Source organism: Enterobacter sp. GER_MD16_1505_Eko_090 (genome assembly GCF_003331015.1).
GTDB classification, from domain to species: Bacteria; Pseudomonadota; Gammaproteobacteria; order Enterobacterales; family Enterobacteriaceae; genus Enterobacter; species Enterobacter roggenkampii.
Genome location: NZ_PUQF01000013.1, coordinates 47,178 through 64,433, shown reverse-complemented (window position 1 = coordinate 64,433; position 17,256 = coordinate 47,178). Strand labels below are relative to the sequence as shown.

General features: G+C 54.1%; 13 protein-coding genes. 4 read left to right on the top strand and 9 right to left on the bottom strand.

What is annotated here, in order from left to right; translation table 11 throughout:
* Positions 1–375: 375 nt before the first annotated feature.
* Together gltB and gltD are read left to right on the top strand one after the other, a co-directional pair.
* Positions 376–4,836 carry a glutamate synthase large subunit gene (gene gltB / locus C6A40_RS15680; protein WP_045334601.1) on the top strand — a complete coding sequence of 1,487 codons (4,461 nt, stop codon included), beginning with the start codon at positions 376–378 and terminating at the stop codon, positions 4,834–4,836.
* Between the two features lie 9 nt (positions 4,837–4,845).
* Positions 4,846–6,264: a glutamate synthase subunit GltD gene (gene gltD, locus C6A40_RS15675; RefSeq protein ID WP_021242274.1), complete on the top strand. Its 1,419-nt coding sequence runs from the start codon at positions 4,846–4,848 to the stop codon at positions 6,262–6,264.
* Between the two features lie 182 nt (positions 6,265–6,446).
* Here the strand turns inward: gltD and C6A40_RS15670 are convergent, their stop codons facing one another.
* From C6A40_RS15670 to zapE, 9 genes are all read right to left on the bottom strand, one after another.
* Positions 6,447–7,007, bottom strand: a complete 561-nt coding sequence (locus tag C6A40_RS15670) for an outer membrane protein (RefSeq protein ID WP_023294675.1) — start codon at positions 7,005–7,007, stop codon at positions 6,447–6,449.
* A complete protein-coding gene (locus C6A40_RS15665) occupies positions 7,004–9,418 on the bottom strand; it encodes a fimbrial biogenesis outer membrane usher protein (protein WP_032664519.1) in 2,415 nt (804 codons plus the stop codon). Before C6A40_RS15665 ends, C6A40_RS15670 begins: the two co-directional genes overlap by 4 nt.
* Before the next feature lie 15 nt (positions 9,419–9,433).
* Positions 9,434–10,138 (bottom strand): fimbria/pilus chaperone family protein, encoded by a 705-nt coding sequence (locus C6A40_RS15660; protein WP_008502827.1) that lies wholly within the window; start codon positions 10,136–10,138, stop codon positions 9,434–9,436.
* 120 nt (positions 10,139–10,258) lie between these two features.
* The gene (locus C6A40_RS15655; RefSeq protein WP_008502828.1) at positions 10,259–10,936 is read right to left on the bottom strand and encodes a DUF1120 domain-containing protein; all 678 of its coding nucleotides are present in this window, start codon (positions 10,934–10,936) and stop codon (positions 10,259–10,261) included.
* 450 nt (positions 10,937–11,386) lie between these two features.
* The gene (gene sspB / locus C6A40_RS15650) at positions 11,387–11,884 is read right to left on the bottom strand and encodes a ClpXP protease specificity-enhancing factor (RefSeq protein ID WP_025912562.1); all 498 of its coding nucleotides are present in this window, start codon (positions 11,882–11,884) and stop codon (positions 11,387–11,389) included.
* Between the two features lie 5 nt (positions 11,885–11,889).
* The gene (gene sspA / locus C6A40_RS15645) at positions 11,890–12,528 is read right to left on the bottom strand and encodes a stringent starvation protein SspA (RefSeq protein ID WP_008502830.1); all 639 of its coding nucleotides are present in this window, start codon (positions 12,526–12,528) and stop codon (positions 11,890–11,892) included.
* A gap of 308 nt (positions 12,529–12,836) precedes the next feature.
* Positions 12,837–13,229: a 30S ribosomal protein S9 gene (gene rpsI / locus C6A40_RS15635; RefSeq protein WP_003860436.1), complete on the bottom strand. Its 393-nt coding sequence runs from the start codon at positions 13,227–13,229 to the stop codon at positions 12,837–12,839.
* A gap of 15 nt (positions 13,230–13,244) precedes the next feature.
* Positions 13,245–13,673 carry a 50S ribosomal protein L13 gene (rplM, locus tag C6A40_RS15630; protein WP_003860434.1) on the bottom strand — a complete coding sequence of 143 codons (429 nt, stop codon included), beginning with the start codon at positions 13,671–13,673 and terminating at the stop codon, positions 13,245–13,247.
* A gap of 299 nt (positions 13,674–13,972) precedes the next feature.
* The gene (zapE, locus tag C6A40_RS15625; RefSeq protein ID WP_008502831.1) at positions 13,973–15,097 is read right to left on the bottom strand and encodes a cell division protein ZapE; all 1,125 of its coding nucleotides are present in this window, start codon (positions 15,095–15,097) and stop codon (positions 13,973–13,975) included.
* A gap of 189 nt (positions 15,098–15,286) precedes the next feature.
* Here zapE and zapG point away from each other — a divergent pair, with 189 nt between their 5' ends.
* Together zapG and degQ are read left to right on the top strand one after the other, a co-directional pair.
* A complete protein-coding gene (gene zapG, locus C6A40_RS15620) occupies positions 15,287–15,685 on the top strand; it encodes a Z-ring associated protein ZapG (RefSeq protein WP_008502832.1) in 399 nt (132 codons plus the stop codon).
* 171 nt (positions 15,686–15,856) lie between these two features.
* Positions 15,857–17,224: a serine endoprotease DegQ gene (degQ, locus tag C6A40_RS15615; protein WP_021242281.1), complete on the top strand. Its 1,368-nt coding sequence runs from the start codon at positions 15,857–15,859 to the stop codon at positions 17,222–17,224.
* The last annotated feature ends 32 nt before the right edge of the window (positions 17,225–17,256 follow it).

The following is a 17,256-nucleotide window of genomic DNA, read 5'->3' as shown; positions in this document are numbered from 1 at the left end:
ACTCCGCTGCGCTCTTTCAGGGCAATCAATCAATGTAAAATTAGTTAAATAGCCTTAAAATACAGGTAGATAAACTCTCTTTAGCACATTTTTGTATAAATAAGATTGCCATTTGACCTGTGTACCAATTCCCGATAAGTTGGAAATCCGCTGGAAGCTTTCTGGATGAGCGGCCTGCTCATCATATTTATGCAGTAATTGAGATTCCCTCTGAAGCAAGTCCTCAAACTTGTTTACCTGCGCGAAAGGATGAAAAAGAGGGCGAATGCGAGGTCCGCGTATGAAACGCAAACCCCGTCGCCATGCTCTTTCTGTGCCTGTGCGCCACGGTAAAGTTCAGTGGGAAGCCCGACGAGCCTGGGGAGGTTCACTGATATGTTGTACGATAAATCCCTTGAGAAGGATAACTGTGGTTTCGGCCTGATCGCCCACATAGAAGGCGAACCTAGCCACAAGGTGGTGCGTACCGCTATTCACGCACTGGCCCGTATGCAGCACCGTGGCGCCATTCTTGCCGATGGTAAAACTGGCGACGGTTGCGGCCTGCTGCTGCAAAAACCGGATCGTTTCTTCCGCATCGTGGCGGAAGAGCGCGGCTGGCGTTTAGCCAAAAACTACGCTGTCGGCATGCTGTTCCTGAACCAGGATCCTGAAAAAGCTGCCGCCTCACGCCGCATCGTCGAAGAAGAACTTCAGCGTGAAACCCTGTCGATTGTCGGCTGGCGCGATGTGCCAACCAACGAAGGGGTGCTCGGTGAAATCGCCCTCTCCTCGCTGCCTCGTATTGAACAGATTTTCGTCAACGCGCCTGCGGGCTGGCGTCCGCGTGATATGGAACGCCGTCTGTTTATCGCCCGCCGCCGCATTGAAAAACGTCTCCAGGACGATAAAGAGTTCTACGTCTGTAGCCTCTCTAACCTGGTGAACATCTATAAAGGTCTGTGTATGCCGGCTGACCTGCCGCGCTTCTACCTGGACCTGGCGGACCTGCGTCTGGAATCGGCCATTTGCCTGTTCCACCAGCGCTTCTCCACCAACACCGTTCCACGCTGGCCGCTGGCGCAGCCGTTCCGCTACCTGGCACACAACGGTGAGATCAACACTATTACCGGTAACCGCCAGTGGGCCCGCGCCCGTACCTACAAGTTCCAGACGCCATTGATCCCTGACCTGCACGATGCCGCGCCGTTCGTGAACGAAACCGGCTCGGACTCCAGCTCGATGGATAACATGCTGGAACTGCTGCTGGCGGGCGGGATGGATATCGTGCGCGCCATGCGTCTGCTCGTGCCGCCGGCCTGGCAGAACAACCCGGATATGGACCCTGAGCTGCGCGCGTTCTTCGACTTTAACTCCATGCACATGGAGCCGTGGGACGGCCCGGCGGGCATCGTCATGTCCGACGGTCGTTTCGCTGCCTGTAACCTGGACCGTAACGGCCTGCGTCCGGCGCGCTACGTCATCACCAAAGACAAGCTCATCACCTGCGCCTCTGAAGTCGGCATCTGGGATTACCAGCCTGACGAAGTGGTCGAGAAAGGCCGCGTCGGTCCGGGCGAGCTGATGGTGATCGACACCCGCAGTGGACGCATCCTGCACTCCGCCGAAACCGATAACGATCTGAAGAGCCGCCATCCGTACAAAGAGTGGATGGAGAAAAACGTGCGTCGTCTGGTGCCGTTTGAAGATCTGTCGGATGAAGAAGTGGGCAGCCGCGAGCTGGACGATGACACCCTCGCGAGCTACCAGAAGCAGTTTAACTACAGCGCGGAAGAGCTGGACTCCGTCATCCGCGTGCTCGGTGAGAACGGCCAGGAAGCGGTCGGTTCTATGGGTGACGATACCCCGTTTGCCGTGCTCTCCAGCCAGCCGCGCATCATTTACGACTACTTCCGCCAGCAGTTTGCGCAGGTCACCAACCCGCCAATCGATCCGCTGCGTGAAGCCCACGTGATGTCGCTGGCCACCAGCATCGGTCGCGAGATGAACGTCTTCTGCGAGGCCGAAGGCCAGGCGCACCGTCTGACCTTTAAATCGCCGATCCTGCTGTACTCCGATTTCAAACAGCTCACCACCATGAAAGAGGAGCACTATCGCGCCGACACGCTCGATATTACCTTCGACGTGAACGACGCGAGCCTCGAAGAGACGGTGAATGCGCTGTGCGACAAAGCCGAACAGATGGTGCGTAACGGTACCGTGCTGCTGGTATTGTCCGACCGCAACATCGCGAAAAACCGTCTGCCGGTGCCTGCACCAATGGCGGTGGGCGCTATCCAGACGCGTCTGGTGGATAAGAGCCTGCGCTGCGACGCCAACATCATTGTTGAAACCGCCAGCGCGCGCGACCCGCACCACTTTGCCGTGCTGTTAGGCTTTGGCGCGACGGCGATCTACCCGTACCTGGCCTATGAAACGCTGGCCCGTCTGGTGGATACCCGCGCGATCGACAAAGATTACCGCGCGGTGATGCTGAACTACCGTAACGGCATCAACAAAGGTCTGTACAAGATCATGTCCAAAATGGGCATCTCGACCATTGCCTCCTACCGCTGCTCGAAGCTGTTTGAAGCGGTCGGCCTGCACGATGAGGTCGCCAACCTTTGCTTCCAGGGCGTGGTCAGCCGCATCGGCGGCGCCGGTTTTGCTGACTTCCAGCAGGATCTGGTGAACCTGTCCAAGCGCGCCTGGCTGGCACGTAAGCCGCTGGATCAGGGCGGTCTGCTGAAATACGTTCACGGCGGCGAGTATCATGCCTACAACCCTGACGTGGTGCGCACGCTGCAGCAGGCGGTTCAGAGCGGCGAATACCGTGATTATCAGCAGTACGCTGAACTGGTGAACAACCGTCCGGCGGCGACGCTGCGCGACCTCATTGCCCTGAATCCGGGTGATGAAGCGGTCAGCATTGACGAAGTCGAACCGGCATCCGAACTGTTCAAACGCTTCGATACCGCGGCGATGTCCATCGGCGCGCTGAGCCCGGAAGCCCACGAGGCGCTGGCGGAAGCCATGAACAGCATCGGTGGCAACTCTAACTCCGGCGAAGGCGGTGAAGATCCTGCCCGTTACGGCACCAACAAGGTGTCCCGTATCAAGCAGGTGGCATCCGGCCGCTTTGGCGTGACGCCAGCGTACCTGGTCAACGCCGACGTGATTCAGATTAAAGTCGCTCAGGGTGCGAAACCGGGCGAAGGCGGTCAGCTGCCGGGTGATAAAGTTACCCCGTACATCGCCAAACTGCGCTACTCGGTACCGGGCGTGACGCTGATCTCCCCGCCGCCGCACCACGATATCTACTCTATCGAGGACCTGGCGCAGCTGATTTTCGACCTGAAGCAGGTCAACCCGAAAGCGATGATCTCCGTGAAGCTGGTTTCCGAACCGGGCGTCGGCACCATTGCCACCGGCGTGGCGAAGGCCTATGCGGACCTTATCACCATCGCCGGTTATGACGGCGGTACCGGCGCAAGCCCGCTCTCCTCCGTGAAATATGCGGGCTGCCCGTGGGAACTTGGCCTGGTGGAAACCCAGCAGGCGCTGGTCGCTAACGGTCTGCGTCACAAGATCCGTCTGCAGGTGGACGGTGGCCTGAAAACCGGCCTCGACATCATCAAGGCGGCGATTCTGGGTGCGGAAAGCTTTGGCTTCGGTACCGGCCCAATGGTTGCGCTCGGCTGTAAATACCTGCGTATTTGCCACCTGAACAACTGCGCAACCGGTGTTGCGACCCAGGACGAGAAGCTGCGTAAGAATCACTATCACGGTCTGCCGTTCAAAGTGACCAACTACTTTGACTTCATCGCTCGTGAAACCCGCGAGCTGATGGCGCAGCTGGGCGTGAAGCGCCTGGTAGACCTGATTGGCCGTACCGACCTGCTGAAAGAGCTGGAAGGCTTCACGGCCAAGCAGCAGAAGCTGGAGCTGAGCAAGCTGCTGGAAACCGCGCAGCCGCATCCTGGCAAAGCGGTCTACTGCACCGAGAACAACCCGCCGTTCGACAACGGCGTGCTGAACGCGCAGCTGCTGCAGCAGGCGAAACCGTATGTGGACGACAAGCAGAGCAAAACGTTCTGGTTTGATATCCGCAACACCGACCGTTCCGTGGGTGCCTCCCTCTCCGGCTACATCGCGCAGACGCACGGTGACCAGGGGCTGGCGGCCGATCCGATTACCGCGCACTTCAGCGGTACTGCGGGTCAGAGCTTCGGCGTGTGGAACGCAGGCGGCGTTGAGCTGTACCTGACCGGCGATGCCAACGACTACGTCGGCAAAGGCATGGCGGGCGGTCTTCTGGCGGTACGTCCTCCGGTCGGCTCAGCCTTCCGCAGCCATGAAGCCAGCATTATCGGTAACACCTGTCTGTACGGCGCAACCGGCGGTCGTCTGTTTGCCGCGGGTCGTGCGGGCGAGCGTTTTGCGGTGCGTAACTCCGGTGCTATCACCGTGGTGGAAGGCATTGGCGATAACGGTTGTGAATACATGACGGGCGGGATTGTTTGCGTTCTGGGTAAAACCGGCGTGAACTTCGGCGCAGGCATGACGGGCGGTTTTGCCTACGTCCTGGATGAAGACGGTGAGTTCCGTAAACGCGTGAACCCTGAACTGGTAGAAGTGCTGGACGTTGACACGCTGGCCATTCACGAAGAACACCTGCGCGGTTTGATTACCGAACACGTGCAGCATACCGGTTCTTCGCGCGGCGAAGAGATCCTGGCTAACTGGCCGGCGTTCTCTGCGAAATTCGCGCTGATTAAGCCGAAGTCCAGCGATGTTAAAGCCCTGTTGGGTCACCGTAGTCGTAGCGCAGCAGAGCTGCGCGTGCAGGCGCAGTAAGGAATTCAGATGAGCCAGAACGTATACCAGTTTATCGACCTGCAGCGTGTTGATCCGCCAAAGAAACCGCTGAAGATCCGCAAAATTGAATTTGTTGAAATCTACGAGCCGTTTTCAGAAGGCCAGGCCAAAGCACAGGCAGACCGCTGCCTGTCCTGCGGTAACCCTTACTGCGAATGGAAATGTCCGGTACACAACTACATCCCTAACTGGCTGAAGCTGGCCAACGAAGGACGTATTTTTGAAGCCGCCGAGCTGTCTCACCAGACCAACACCCTGCCGGAAGTGTGCGGCCGAGTGTGCCCTCAGGATCGTCTGTGCGAAGGTTCCTGTACGCTGAACGACGAGTTTGGCGCGGTGACCATCGGCAACATCGAGCGCTATATCAACGATAAAGCGTTTGAGATGGGCTGGCGTCCGGATATGACCGGCGTGAAGCAAACCGACAAGCGCGTGGCGATCATCGGCGCGGGCCCGGCGGGCCTGGCCTGTGCGGACGTGCTGACCCGCAACGGCGTGAAGGCGGTGGTCTTTGACCGCCATCCGGAGATTGGTGGCCTGCTGACCTTTGGTATCCCGGCCTTTAAGCTGGAAAAAGAGGTCATGACCCGTCGCCGTGAAATCTTCACCGGCATGGGCATTGAGTTCAAACTGAACACAGAAGTGGGCCGCGACGTACAGCTCGACGATCTGCTGAAGGATTACGACGCCGTGTTCCTGGGCGTGGGTACCTATCAGTCCATGCGCGGTGGTCTGGAAAACGAAGACGCGCCGGGCGTTTATGACGCGCTGCCGTTCCTGATTGCCAACACCAAGCAGATTATGGGTTACGGCGAAACCGCTGATGAGCCGTTCGTCAGCATGGAAGGAAAACGCGTGGTGGTGCTGGGCGGCGGTGATACCGCGATGGACTGCGTGCGAACCTCCATTCGTCAGAATGCGGCGCACGTGATCTGTGCCTACCGTCGTGACGAAGAGAACATGCCGGGCTCTAAGCGCGAAGTGAAAAACGCGCGTGAAGAGGGCGTGGAATTCCAGTTCAACATCCAGCCTCTGGGTATTGAAGTGAATGCCAACGGTAAAGTGAGCGGCGTGAAGATGGCGCGCACTGAGATGGGCGCACCGGATGCGAAAGGCCGTCGTCGCGCGGAAATCGTGGCAGGCTCCGAGCACGTGATCCCCGCTGACGCCGTGGTGATGGCGTTCGGTTTCCGCCCTCACAGCATGGAATGGCTGGCGAAGCACAGCGTTGAGCTGGACTCGCAGGGCCGTATTATTGCGCCAGAAGGCAGCGATAATGCCTTCCAGACCAGCAACCCGAAAATCTTCGCCGGTGGCGATATCGTTCGCGGTTCCGACCTGGTGGTGACGGCGATTGCCGAAGGGCGCAAAGCGGCTGACGGGATACTGAACTACCTGGAAGTGTAAAAAAAAAGGGAATAAACCTTCCGGTTTATTCCCTTTGTTACCTACAGCGTAATCAAAAAAAATTTCAGATATTTCAGCATGAAGGTTGCCAGCCTATCAATGCTTGAGTCAGCTGCAAGAAAAAAACAGGCATTTCATTGGCGATAGAAATAATGAAGAGCTATTTTTTACTCCCCGAAATGCTACCTCGTCAGCAGAGTCCAGGTTAAGTCACTTTCCAGTACGGTTTGATCGGTGATGCGGCTAAACGCATTGTCATCCAGCACAGGTGATAGCGTGACCCGGAAATTCATCTGCTGGCCTGAAGGCACCTGATTATTATCAACCGCAATAACCGCTTCATTATTACGCACATAAAACGGCGAAGGTGTGCCGCTTTGCGGAGTAAAACCGAGCTGATCGACCGTTTTGCCGACGGTGTAATTTTTACCGTCGATGGTCATATCATCGATTTTAACTGCCATCCCGCCAGACTGGCCGAATGTGAAGCGCCCTTTATCGCCTGCCGTCCCCTGTAACAACACCGCCATTTGCTGCGGCTGCGGACAGTAAACATTAACGTTGAGGGTACGGTCCGCCATTTTGTGCCAGTTCTGCTGGGTTTTATCGATATTATCTCGACGCATTTCATGGTAATCCACCACCGGCTGCGAAAGCGATATTTGGCAATCTTCCGCATTTGCAGTCGCCACGAAGAAAAGTATCCCCAGCGCTGTTAATCCTACTGTTTGTTGATAATTCATCGGCATACTCCGTTTACTTCTTCATAGAAGGCGTCTTCATTGCGTTTCTCAGGAAGAGCGAAATCGAGTTTGCACAAACGATTGTTGTTGGCGTCCATGGCGTACAGCGCCGGTAACTGATCCGCATCGTTGATAAAGACATGACCATCATCAACGACCGTCACAATGTAGTTGTCCTTCTCATCCACGATTGCCAGCCCTTTTCTCAGCGGCTGACCATCGGTTTGCTTCATACGCAGCATCACACGTCGGCTGTTCAGCACCTTGAAATCAAGCTCGCTGACTGAAGCGTGACCTGCGGCGATATATCGGGTGCCGTTTGCCAGCGTCATATTCTGCGGCAGCTTGTTGGCATCCACTTCTATACGCGAATTGCGCCACTCGTTTAGCGAAGGTACAACCGCCTGTCCCCAGGCATCGGTCCAGACCGTACCCTGTGGCGTAGCGATTTCTACCCCGCTTTTCTTCTCGCTCAGTCTGGCAATCGCAAAGGTATCGCGAATCGCATACGGCGAGAACGTCACGCCATTTTTGTGCATAGCGATGCCGCCCGCCAGGGTGGCGTTATAGTTACGCTGGTGATCACCGTTGCTGCCACCACCCACGCTCAGCTGGGTATAATGCAGGTTGGTGTTAAGGTTACCGTTGAAGCTATTATCGCTGGACGACTGGTCACGATCGGCGGCGATATAGTAGTGTGTGTTTTCGCCCAGCGAACCGCTGTTGGCCACACCGTAAGTGGTATTGTCGCCCTGCTTGCGCATGTAAGTGCTGACAGACTGCCCCGGACTCAGCGGAATGCTGACGTTGATGTACAGCATTTCATCATCCTGGTCGTCATCGACGTTGCCCACAGCGCTTTGCCAGTTGGCGGTAACGCTGGCATATTTAAATGTCTTACCCCACGACAGAAGCAGATAGCGGGAATCCTCAGAGTTCCCGCTGCTCTGGTTATAGTTGAAGCCTGCTGAGAAAACGCCTGCCAGACCGGATGAGAAACGTATGCTGCCGGAGTAGGCGTTATCGTACCCCTGATAGTCATCGTCCATCGCTTCTGCCATCTCACGGTAGCCGCCGCTGTAGTGCGTCGCGCTGGTGGAAAGCGATACATGGGAGGAAAGCGTAAGATCGCTTCCTAGCTCGGTTTTAAGTCCACTGTTGCTGTCACCAAACGACTCTTTGCTTGCCGCAACCGTCGTGGAAACAGACCAAAGATCGCTGATAAGAAAATCGGTACGACCGCCAGCTGCCTGGTAATCTTGAGCGGCAGTACCGGAGGCCAGAAGGTTCATCCACGGGAAAATGCGCCAGCCGTCGGAAACGTTCATCACCAGCGGATCGCTGTAGTCGCTATCGATACTGCGTACCTGGCCGGCAGACACGGTAAGCCCCTGCGGGCGAGAAAGATTTCGCTGCTTCACAGCGGCAGCAGGAACAATAAAGTGATTCGTGGAGCCGTCCGACTCTACGACGGAAACGTCTAAATCGACGTTGTTACGCGCAACCGGCACGTCATCCAGCGTAAATGGTCCCGCGGGCACGAGCGTACTGAAGATCAGCTGATTGTTCTGGCGAATCTCCACGCGAGCCTGGGAGGAACGGGCAATGCCTGACACGCTGACGCCGCTGCCGTCTTTTGTCAGCCCACTAGTCGGCATAAGCTGGATACCGGTAATGGGTATGCCGCTCAGCACATTAGACATGGCATTAATTTCACCGACCTGCATGGTTAACTTCTGCGGGACAAAAACATGCTCTGCGTAGGTGTAAATGCTGTCGGCATTTTTCTTGCCATTGTCATCCGTCAGGATGTAATTACTGCGAAGCGACCAGTCAAATGCGTTAAAACCCGCTTCCAGATTGGCCTGCGAATAGCGGGTTTTGTCGCTACCGCCATATTCGTTACGGGTGCTGAACAGCGAATAGTTGAGCATCCCGGCGGCACCGCCGTGCTGGAAGTTTCGGATATCCGACGACAGGCTGTTTACCGCTTCAGGCGGCAGATACAACTCAACGGCTTCCTGGTTTGGCAACGCGTTGATTACCGCTTTCGGGTAGTCGTCGCGGATGTTGTGGCACGCCTCGCCTGCCTTCAGGGGGACTGGCATGAGGCCTGCGAAATCAAGCAGATCGTTATCAAAACACAGCACGCCGTCCTTATTGAAACGGACGGCGGCCATTCCGCGATCTTCACCATTCACTTTAACGTTCACGGAATGGGTTCCGGGCAGAAAACGCGGTGCTTCAGCGAAATAATGGTTCAAGTCGCTCGATAACCCCAGCGTTTTCATTACCCCCGTATCAAACGTCACTTCCCTTGCGAGTACGGAGGCGGAGTCAAACATCATCAGAGGCAAGGTGCCGCAGAGAACTGCGCGGACACAAAGTGCAATACGGCTTTTTTTATTCACCGTTTGATCCCTATATTATTTATTTAATTCTGAGGTAAAACTCGGCACTTCAATGCCATAACGGCTGGCCGGGAAAAACTTAACGTGGCTATCACCGCTGCTCGTTTTGTTCAACGCAGCCGTCATCGTCTCACCTGGCAGAAGGTAAGTTTTGGAAAGCGTGGCGTTTGCGCCTGAAGGTTGTAATACGACTTTTTGTGCCAGACGAACAACGTACTTACTTGGGTTGGTTACTTTTACAGAAGATCCGACCGTAGACCATTTGAGGTATTTCCACGCATCCGTCACGACCCCCAGCGTAGCCGGGCGTATTAGCACTGGAATATCCTGGCGAATATTAATGCCAATTTTAATTTTTTTATCGTCATTTTTTGGTGGAATACCGTCAAATGTGACGCGTTTTAAATGCTCAACATCCAGCGGCTGCTTGCTTTGCAAAATAAAACGAAGCTGCTGCGTTTGGCCCGGCTCAAGGCGAACCACAGGCTGCGTGACGATCAACTTAAGCCCCTGGTCGTCCGGCAGGTCTACAACGTTCGTATATAATAAGGATGGGTGTGAATCCGTATTTTTTACGTTAATGGTACCGCTGTGTGTGGCTTCATCAATAATTAGCAGGCTGGTTTCTGGCACCATACCTTCTGCATGCACCGCAAAATTGGCGGAAAATAAAGCGACAGTAAAAAGTGTTTTAAATATATTCGACCTTATGCATTGCATAATATTATCTCCTTGATAGCCCAACAGAACATTCCATGTTTATCGTGCTGTTAAAAAGAGAGTAAATGCAGAACATTCACTCTCTGGATTATTTTAAAATTACTTTTACTCAATAAAGTCTTACAGATAACGCAGGCTGATGGTCAACTGACCGTCAAGCTGAGTATCGTCCGTAATCGCCAGAGTTGTGGTGTCCTGAAGAGCCAGTGAAGTTGCCAGCGGGAAGGTCGCGGTCTGGAAGGCCAGCGGATCCAGAGAACCTGCAGACGCAACGGTGAAGTCACGAATATGGCTGCCCTGAGAAGAACCGTTGGTGGATTTGGTCCAGGTACCCGTCGCGTTCTGCTGATAGATTGGATCTACCGCAGCACCATCAGCCGTTACGCTGTCTACTTTAACTAGCAGAGCGTAAGAGCCAATGTTAACGCCACCCGCGGTTTTGCCCACACCGTAAGTTTGGCTAGCGCCTTTAATAATACCACCACCAAACATACCGTTTTCTACGGTCAGACCCGCGTTAGTATCAGCGCGATCGTCAACCATATTCCAGGACACTTTTGTTGCTGCGGTGCAGTTAATGGTCAGATCGATATTCTTCTGTCCCAACTGGTTGACAGCAGAAGCGTTCAGACTGCCCAAATTAATTGTACCGTAGTCAACAGTACCGCCGTTGCTTAATACTGGCGTACATGCTGCATTCGTCAGCGTACCTTTAACCTTCAGTACAGCTGAAGGGTCTGCAGCAAATGCTGAAGTCACACACAGAGAAAGCGCAGTAGCGAGTAAAACTTTTTTCACTTGTTAATCCTTAACATATGAGTAATTGCAATATTTAACCCAGTAATGATAAATACCTTTACCAGTTACTGATTGTCGTCATGCTTGTCAGCATGTGCACATAGTATTGTTTTTATAAATACATGCAATTTAGCAAAATTAACTATTCTATTAAGGATAACCACAAAATGATTTTTTCCTTATTTTATTAAGAAATTACCCAATCAAAAAAGAGATCGACATCAAAAAAATAATAATACTCAGAATTCCTCTTTACTTTTCTCATCGTTTTGATATTAGTTCACACCTCATTTATTCATGGGGTTTATAAATCTATTTAATTATTAATCAAGCAATGAAGAAACAAGAGATATAAACAATGCTTATTTAAAAATATTACAACGGTAGATTGATACAGAAATAAAAAAAGCCAGTGATATCACTGGCTTTTTACAAACGGCGCAAGCGGATTTATTTCACAACGCGTAGCGCTGGGCGACCACCGCGCGGAGGCGGATCGTCATCAGGGTCATTGTCATCTTGATGATCGGGTTTGTCGCCATCGATAATTGACATCACCGTGTCGCTTTCACGCTCATCAGATGCATTGTCATCATTCAGGCTGGCAACGTCTTCATCATATGCCGCTTCCGGCTCGAACATGGTACCCGCTCCGTTTTCACGCGCGTAGATAGCCAGCACAGCAGCCAGCGGTACGGAAACCTGGCGCGGTACGCCGCCGAAACGCGCGTTGAAGCGCACTTCATCGTTTGCCAGCTCCAGGTTACCCACCGCGCGCGGGGCGATGTTCAGTACAATCTGTCCGTCACGTGCGTATTCCATTGGAACCAGCACGCCCGGCAACGTCACATCCACAACCAGGTGCGGCGTGAGCTGGTTATCCAGCAGCCATTCATAGAAGGCGCGCAGCAGATACGGACGGCGTGGGGTAAGTTGTGACATTTCCACAGTCATTAGCCTCGGCCGAGACGCATTTCACGTTCCGGTTCAGTTAAAGATGCCAGGAAAGAGTCGCGCTCAAAGACGCGAGTCATGTAGCCCTTCAGCTCTTTCGCGCCAGGACCGCTGAACTCTACGCCCAGGATTGGCAGACGCCACAGCAGCGGTGCCAGGTAGCAATCCACCAGGCTGAATTCATCGCTCAGGAAGAACGGTTTCTGACCAAACACCGGGGCGATTGCCAGCAGCTCTTCACGCAGTTGCTTACGCGCAGCGTCAGCTTCGGCAGCGGATCCGCTGGTAATCACGTTCATCAGCGAATACCAGTCTTTTTCGATACGCTGCATGTACAGGCGGCTTTCACCACGCGCAACAGGGTAAACAGGCATCAGCGGCGGATGCGGGAAACGCTCATCCAGGTATTCCATAATGATACGGGATTCCCACAGGGTCAGCTCGCGATCCACCAGCGTCGGTACGCTTTGGCTCGGGTTGAGATCGATCAGATCCTGAGGCGGGTTATCCTTTTCCACATGCTCGATCTCAAAACTGACACCCTTCTCGGCCAGCACGATACGAACCTGATGGCTATAAATGTCAGTAGGACCAGAAAACAGCGTCATTACCGAACGTTTGTTGGCAGCGACAGCCATGAAAACCTCCAGGTATATTCAGAATTTTTACTGCTACCAGCCCAACAGGGGCCAGCCAGATGTTGTATCGCCCACCCCAGAGAAGACACATTGTTCAAGAATCGAACAAAAATCGAGTATTCACCGATATTTGGGCAGAAAATTGGATGATAGTTTACCAGATTTTGATGGCTTTGTGGTGAGGGGATTCTGGAAATGTGGAAAAAGAGAAGATATATGCATGGATATTGTGGATAACCTGCGCATTATCCATAAAAAAACCCGCCGAAGCGGGTTTTTCGCCAATCGTTCTGCGTAAGCAGAATGGATTAACGTTTGGAGAACTGTGGACGACGACGTGCTTTACGCAGACCCACTTTCTTACGTTCAACCTGACGCGCGTCACGAGTAACGAAGCCAGCTTTACGCAGTTCAGAACGCAGGGATTCGTCGTACTCCATCAGAGCGCGGGTGATACCGTGACGGATCGCACCTGCCTGACCGGAGATACCACCACCTTTAACGGTGATGTACAGATCCAGTTTTTCTACCATATCAACCAGTTCCAGCGGCTGGCGAACTACCATGCGGGCAGTTTCGCGACCGAAGTACTGTTCCAGAGAACGCTGGTTGATTACGATTTTACCACTGCCCGGTTTGATGAAAACGCGAGCTGCGGAACTTTTGCGGCGACCAGTGCCGTAGTATTGATTTTCAGCCATTGCCTATAATCCCGATTAGATGTCAAGAACTTGCGGTTGCTGTGCCGCGTGGTTGTGCTCGTTGCCTGCGTAAACTTTCAGTTTACGGAACATAGCACGACCCAGCGGGCCTTTTGGCAGCATGCCTTTAACCGCGATTTCAATCACACGCTCAGGACGGCGAGCAATCATCTCTTCAAAGGTCGCTTCTTTGATACCACCGATGTGGCCGGTGTGGTGGTAGTACATTTTGTCAGTACGCTTGTTGCCGGTAACAGCAACTTTGTCAGCGTTCAGAACGATGATGTAATCACCGGTATCAACGTGCGGAGTGTATTCCGCTTTGTGCTTACCGCGCAGGCGACGAGCCAGTTCAGTAGCCAGACGGCCCAGAGTTTTACCGGTCGCGTCAACAACATACCAGTCGCGCTGTACGGTTTCTGGTTTAGCTGTAAAAGTTTTCATTAAAAGCTTACCCAAATAATAAGTTACACGTTGGTGAACACCCAAACGTTTAGTCAGTTGAGGTTCACACGACAAAGTCCGGCAAACCTACCCCTTCGAATAGCACATGCCGACACATAGAAAGTTTCGGGAAAAAAACCTTCTCGTAACGTGGGGTCGCAAGATTATAGAGAAGTTGAGGTCAAAGATCGACCCTTAAATGTGATTCAAATTGGGTTTTTCGAGGCGGTGGAAAATGCCGGGTGGCGGCTGCGCCTCACCCGGCCTATAAGTCCCCCTTCACAGGGAGAGGGTGGCATTTATGGCATATGCTCCAGCTTCAGGTATTCCTCGCTCTGCATCTCCTGCAGGCGAGACAGGCAGCGCTGGAACTCAAACTTTAGCCGCTCCCCCTGGTAGATCTCATATAAAGGAACCTCGGCGCTAATCACCAGCTTAACGTGGCGCTCGTAAAACTCGTCCACCATCGCGATGAAGCGCCGCGCCTCGCTCTCCATCAGCCGCGTCATCACCGGCACATCCAGCACCATCACGGTGTGGAACAGACGTGAAAGCGCAATGTAGTCGTGCTGGCTGCGGGCATCAACGCACAGCGTCGTAAAGGAGACCGCCAGCGTTTGGTTTTCAACGCCGAGCGTTGGCAGCGGGCGATGGTTAATCTCGAGTTCCGGGGCGTGCTCGCGTTTTGCCCCCGCCAGCGCCAGCCAGAGTTTATCCATCTCGCGGGTGGTCTCTGCATTTAACGGCGAGAGCCACAGGTGCGCCTGGGTTAAGGTGCGCAGGCGATAATCGACACCGGCATCAACGTTCATAATGTCACAATGCTGCTTAATGGCGTCGATGGCAGGCAGGAAGCGTGCCCGCTGCAGGCCGTTGCGGTAAAGCTCATCCGGCGGAATATTCGACGTGGCCACCAGCGTGATCCCGCGGGCAAAAAGCGCTTTCATCAGGCCGCCTAACAGCATGGCATCGGTGATGTCAGACACAAAAAATTCATCGAAGCAGAGCACGTCCGTTTCCGCCTTGAACCTGTCGGCCACAATCTCCAGCGGATCGCTTTTACCCTGCAGCGCAGTCAGCTCTTCATGCACACGCAGCATAAAGCGGTGGAAGTGCAGACGCTGTTTACGCGCCCCCGGCAGGCTCTGGTAGAACATGTCCATCAGCCAGGTTTTTCCGCGACCGACCCCGCCCCACATATAAAGACCGCGCACCGGCGCGTGGGCCTGTGGCGTTTTTTTTCCGAGCAACCGTCCAAATGCCGCCTTTAGCCCGCCATTCTGTTCGGTTTCAGCGGGTTTGGCCGTGAGTTCCTGATAAATCATCTCCAGACGACTTACCGCCTCACGCTGTACGTCATCCGGCTGATGAGTGCCCTCGTTTAGGGCCAGTTGATATCGCGATGCAGGGGACAGGTTTTGCATAATCTTATTGTTATTCCTTCAATTAACGCTCACCAGCAGACGTGACTGATGAAAAAAAGGCCGTTCTACACTACGCGATGATACGTCAGGATTCCACTTCTACGGAAATAGCGGTTATAGTGGCATTATCAGGCACAGGCAGGAGCCGAGCCAACACCCTACGGAACAACAAGACAACGGGAGAAGTTCATGACCTGGGAATATGCGCTAATCGGTTTAGTCGTCGGCATCGTCATCGGTGCTGTGGCCATGCGTTTCGGTAATCGCAAATTGCGTCAGCAGCAGTCACTGCAGTACGAACTGGAAAAGAACAAAGCCGAGCTGGAAGAGTATCGTGAAGAGCTGGTCAGCCATTTTGCCCGTAGCGCCGAGCTGCTGGACAACATGGCGACCGACTATCGTCAGCTGTATCAGCATATGGCAAAAAGCTCCAGCAGCCTGCTGCCGGAAATGACGGCGGAAACCAATCCGTTCCGCAACCGTCTGGCAGACTCTGAAGCCGGTAACGACCAGGCGCCTGTTCAGATGCCTCGCGACTATTCAGACGGCGCGTCCGGCCTGCTGCGCGGCGGTGTAAAACGCGATTAATCGCACAACCTGAATTTATTTTACGGGCGCAGCGATTGCGCCCGTCCTTTCTTCCTGACCCCAGCTATCATTTAGTTAAACACCTCATTGTTCAGCGGTTTAAAATTCAATAACATCAACGTGTTTTTGGGGCCGTTTTTCCTTTATTCCAGGTTACGAGAGTCAACATCGATGAAGAAAAAAAACCAGCTGTTGAGCGCTATCGCGTTAAGTGTCGGGTTATCTCTCTCGGCGTCCGTCCCTGTATTTGCCGCCCTTCCCTCCCAGGTGCCTGGCCAGGCGGCCATTCCAAGCCTCGCACCCATGCTGGAAAAAGTGTTGCCTGCGGTGGTCAGCGTTCAGGTTGAGGGCACTGCGGTACAAAGCCAACGCGTCCCTGAAGAACTGAAAAAATATTTTGGCGATGAGTCTCCCGACCAGCAGGCCCAGCCTTTTGAAGGCCTGGGTTCCGGCGTCATTATTGATGCGGCAAAAGGCTACATTCTGACTAACAATCATGTCATCAGCCAGGCCGATAAAATCAGCGTCCAGCTAAACGATGGCCGCGAATTTGATGCCAAACTGATTGGCGGTGATGACCAGAGCGACATTGCGCTGTTGCAGGTACAAAACCCGAGTAACCTGACCCAGATTGCCATCGCGGACTCCGACAAACTGCGCGTCGGTGATTTTGCCGTCGCCGTGGGTAACCCCTTTGGCTTAGGGCAAACCGCCACTTCCGGGATCGTCTCCGCGCTGGGACGCAGCGGCCTCAATCTGGAAGGGCTGGAAAACTTTATCCAGACCGATGCCTCAATCAACCGCGGGAACTCCGGCGGGGCATTGCTTAACCTTAACGGTGAGCTGATTGGGATCAACACAGCCATTCTGGCCCCGGGTGGCGGCAGCATCGGGATCGGTTTTGCGATTCCCAGCAATATGGCCAAAACCCTGGCGCAGCAGCTCATTCAGTTCGGCGAAATCAAACGCGGGCTGCTGGGTATTAAAGGTATGGAGATGAGCGCCGATATCGCCAAAGCGTTCAACATCAACGTACAGCGCGGGGCGTTTGTCAGTGAAGTGCTGCCTAACTCCGGCTCGGCAAAAGCAGGTATCAAATCGGGCGATGTGATCGTCAGCCTCAACGACAAGCCGCTGAGCAGCTTTGCCGAGCTGCGCTCGCGGATAGCGACCACCGAACCCGGCGCCAAAGTGAAGCTGGGTCTGATCCGTGACGGTAAGCCGCTGGACGTTGAAGTGACGCTGGATAAGAGCACCTCCTCCTCTGCCAGTGCGGAGCTGATCGCCCCGGCGCTGCAGGGTGCGACGCTGAGCGATGGACAGCTGAAAGACGGTACGAAAGGCATTCGCATCGACACCGTTGAGAAGAGCAGCCCTGCCGCACAGGCCGGATTGCATCAGGAAGATGTGATCATTGGGGTAAACCGCAATCGCGTGCAGTCCATTGCCGAACTGCGCAAGGTGATGGAGAGTAAACCGGCGGTTATTGCCCTGCAGGTCATGCGCGGCAATGAGTCTATCTATATTCTGTTGCGCTAAGCATTTGCGACCCGGACATCACCGCTGCGTGT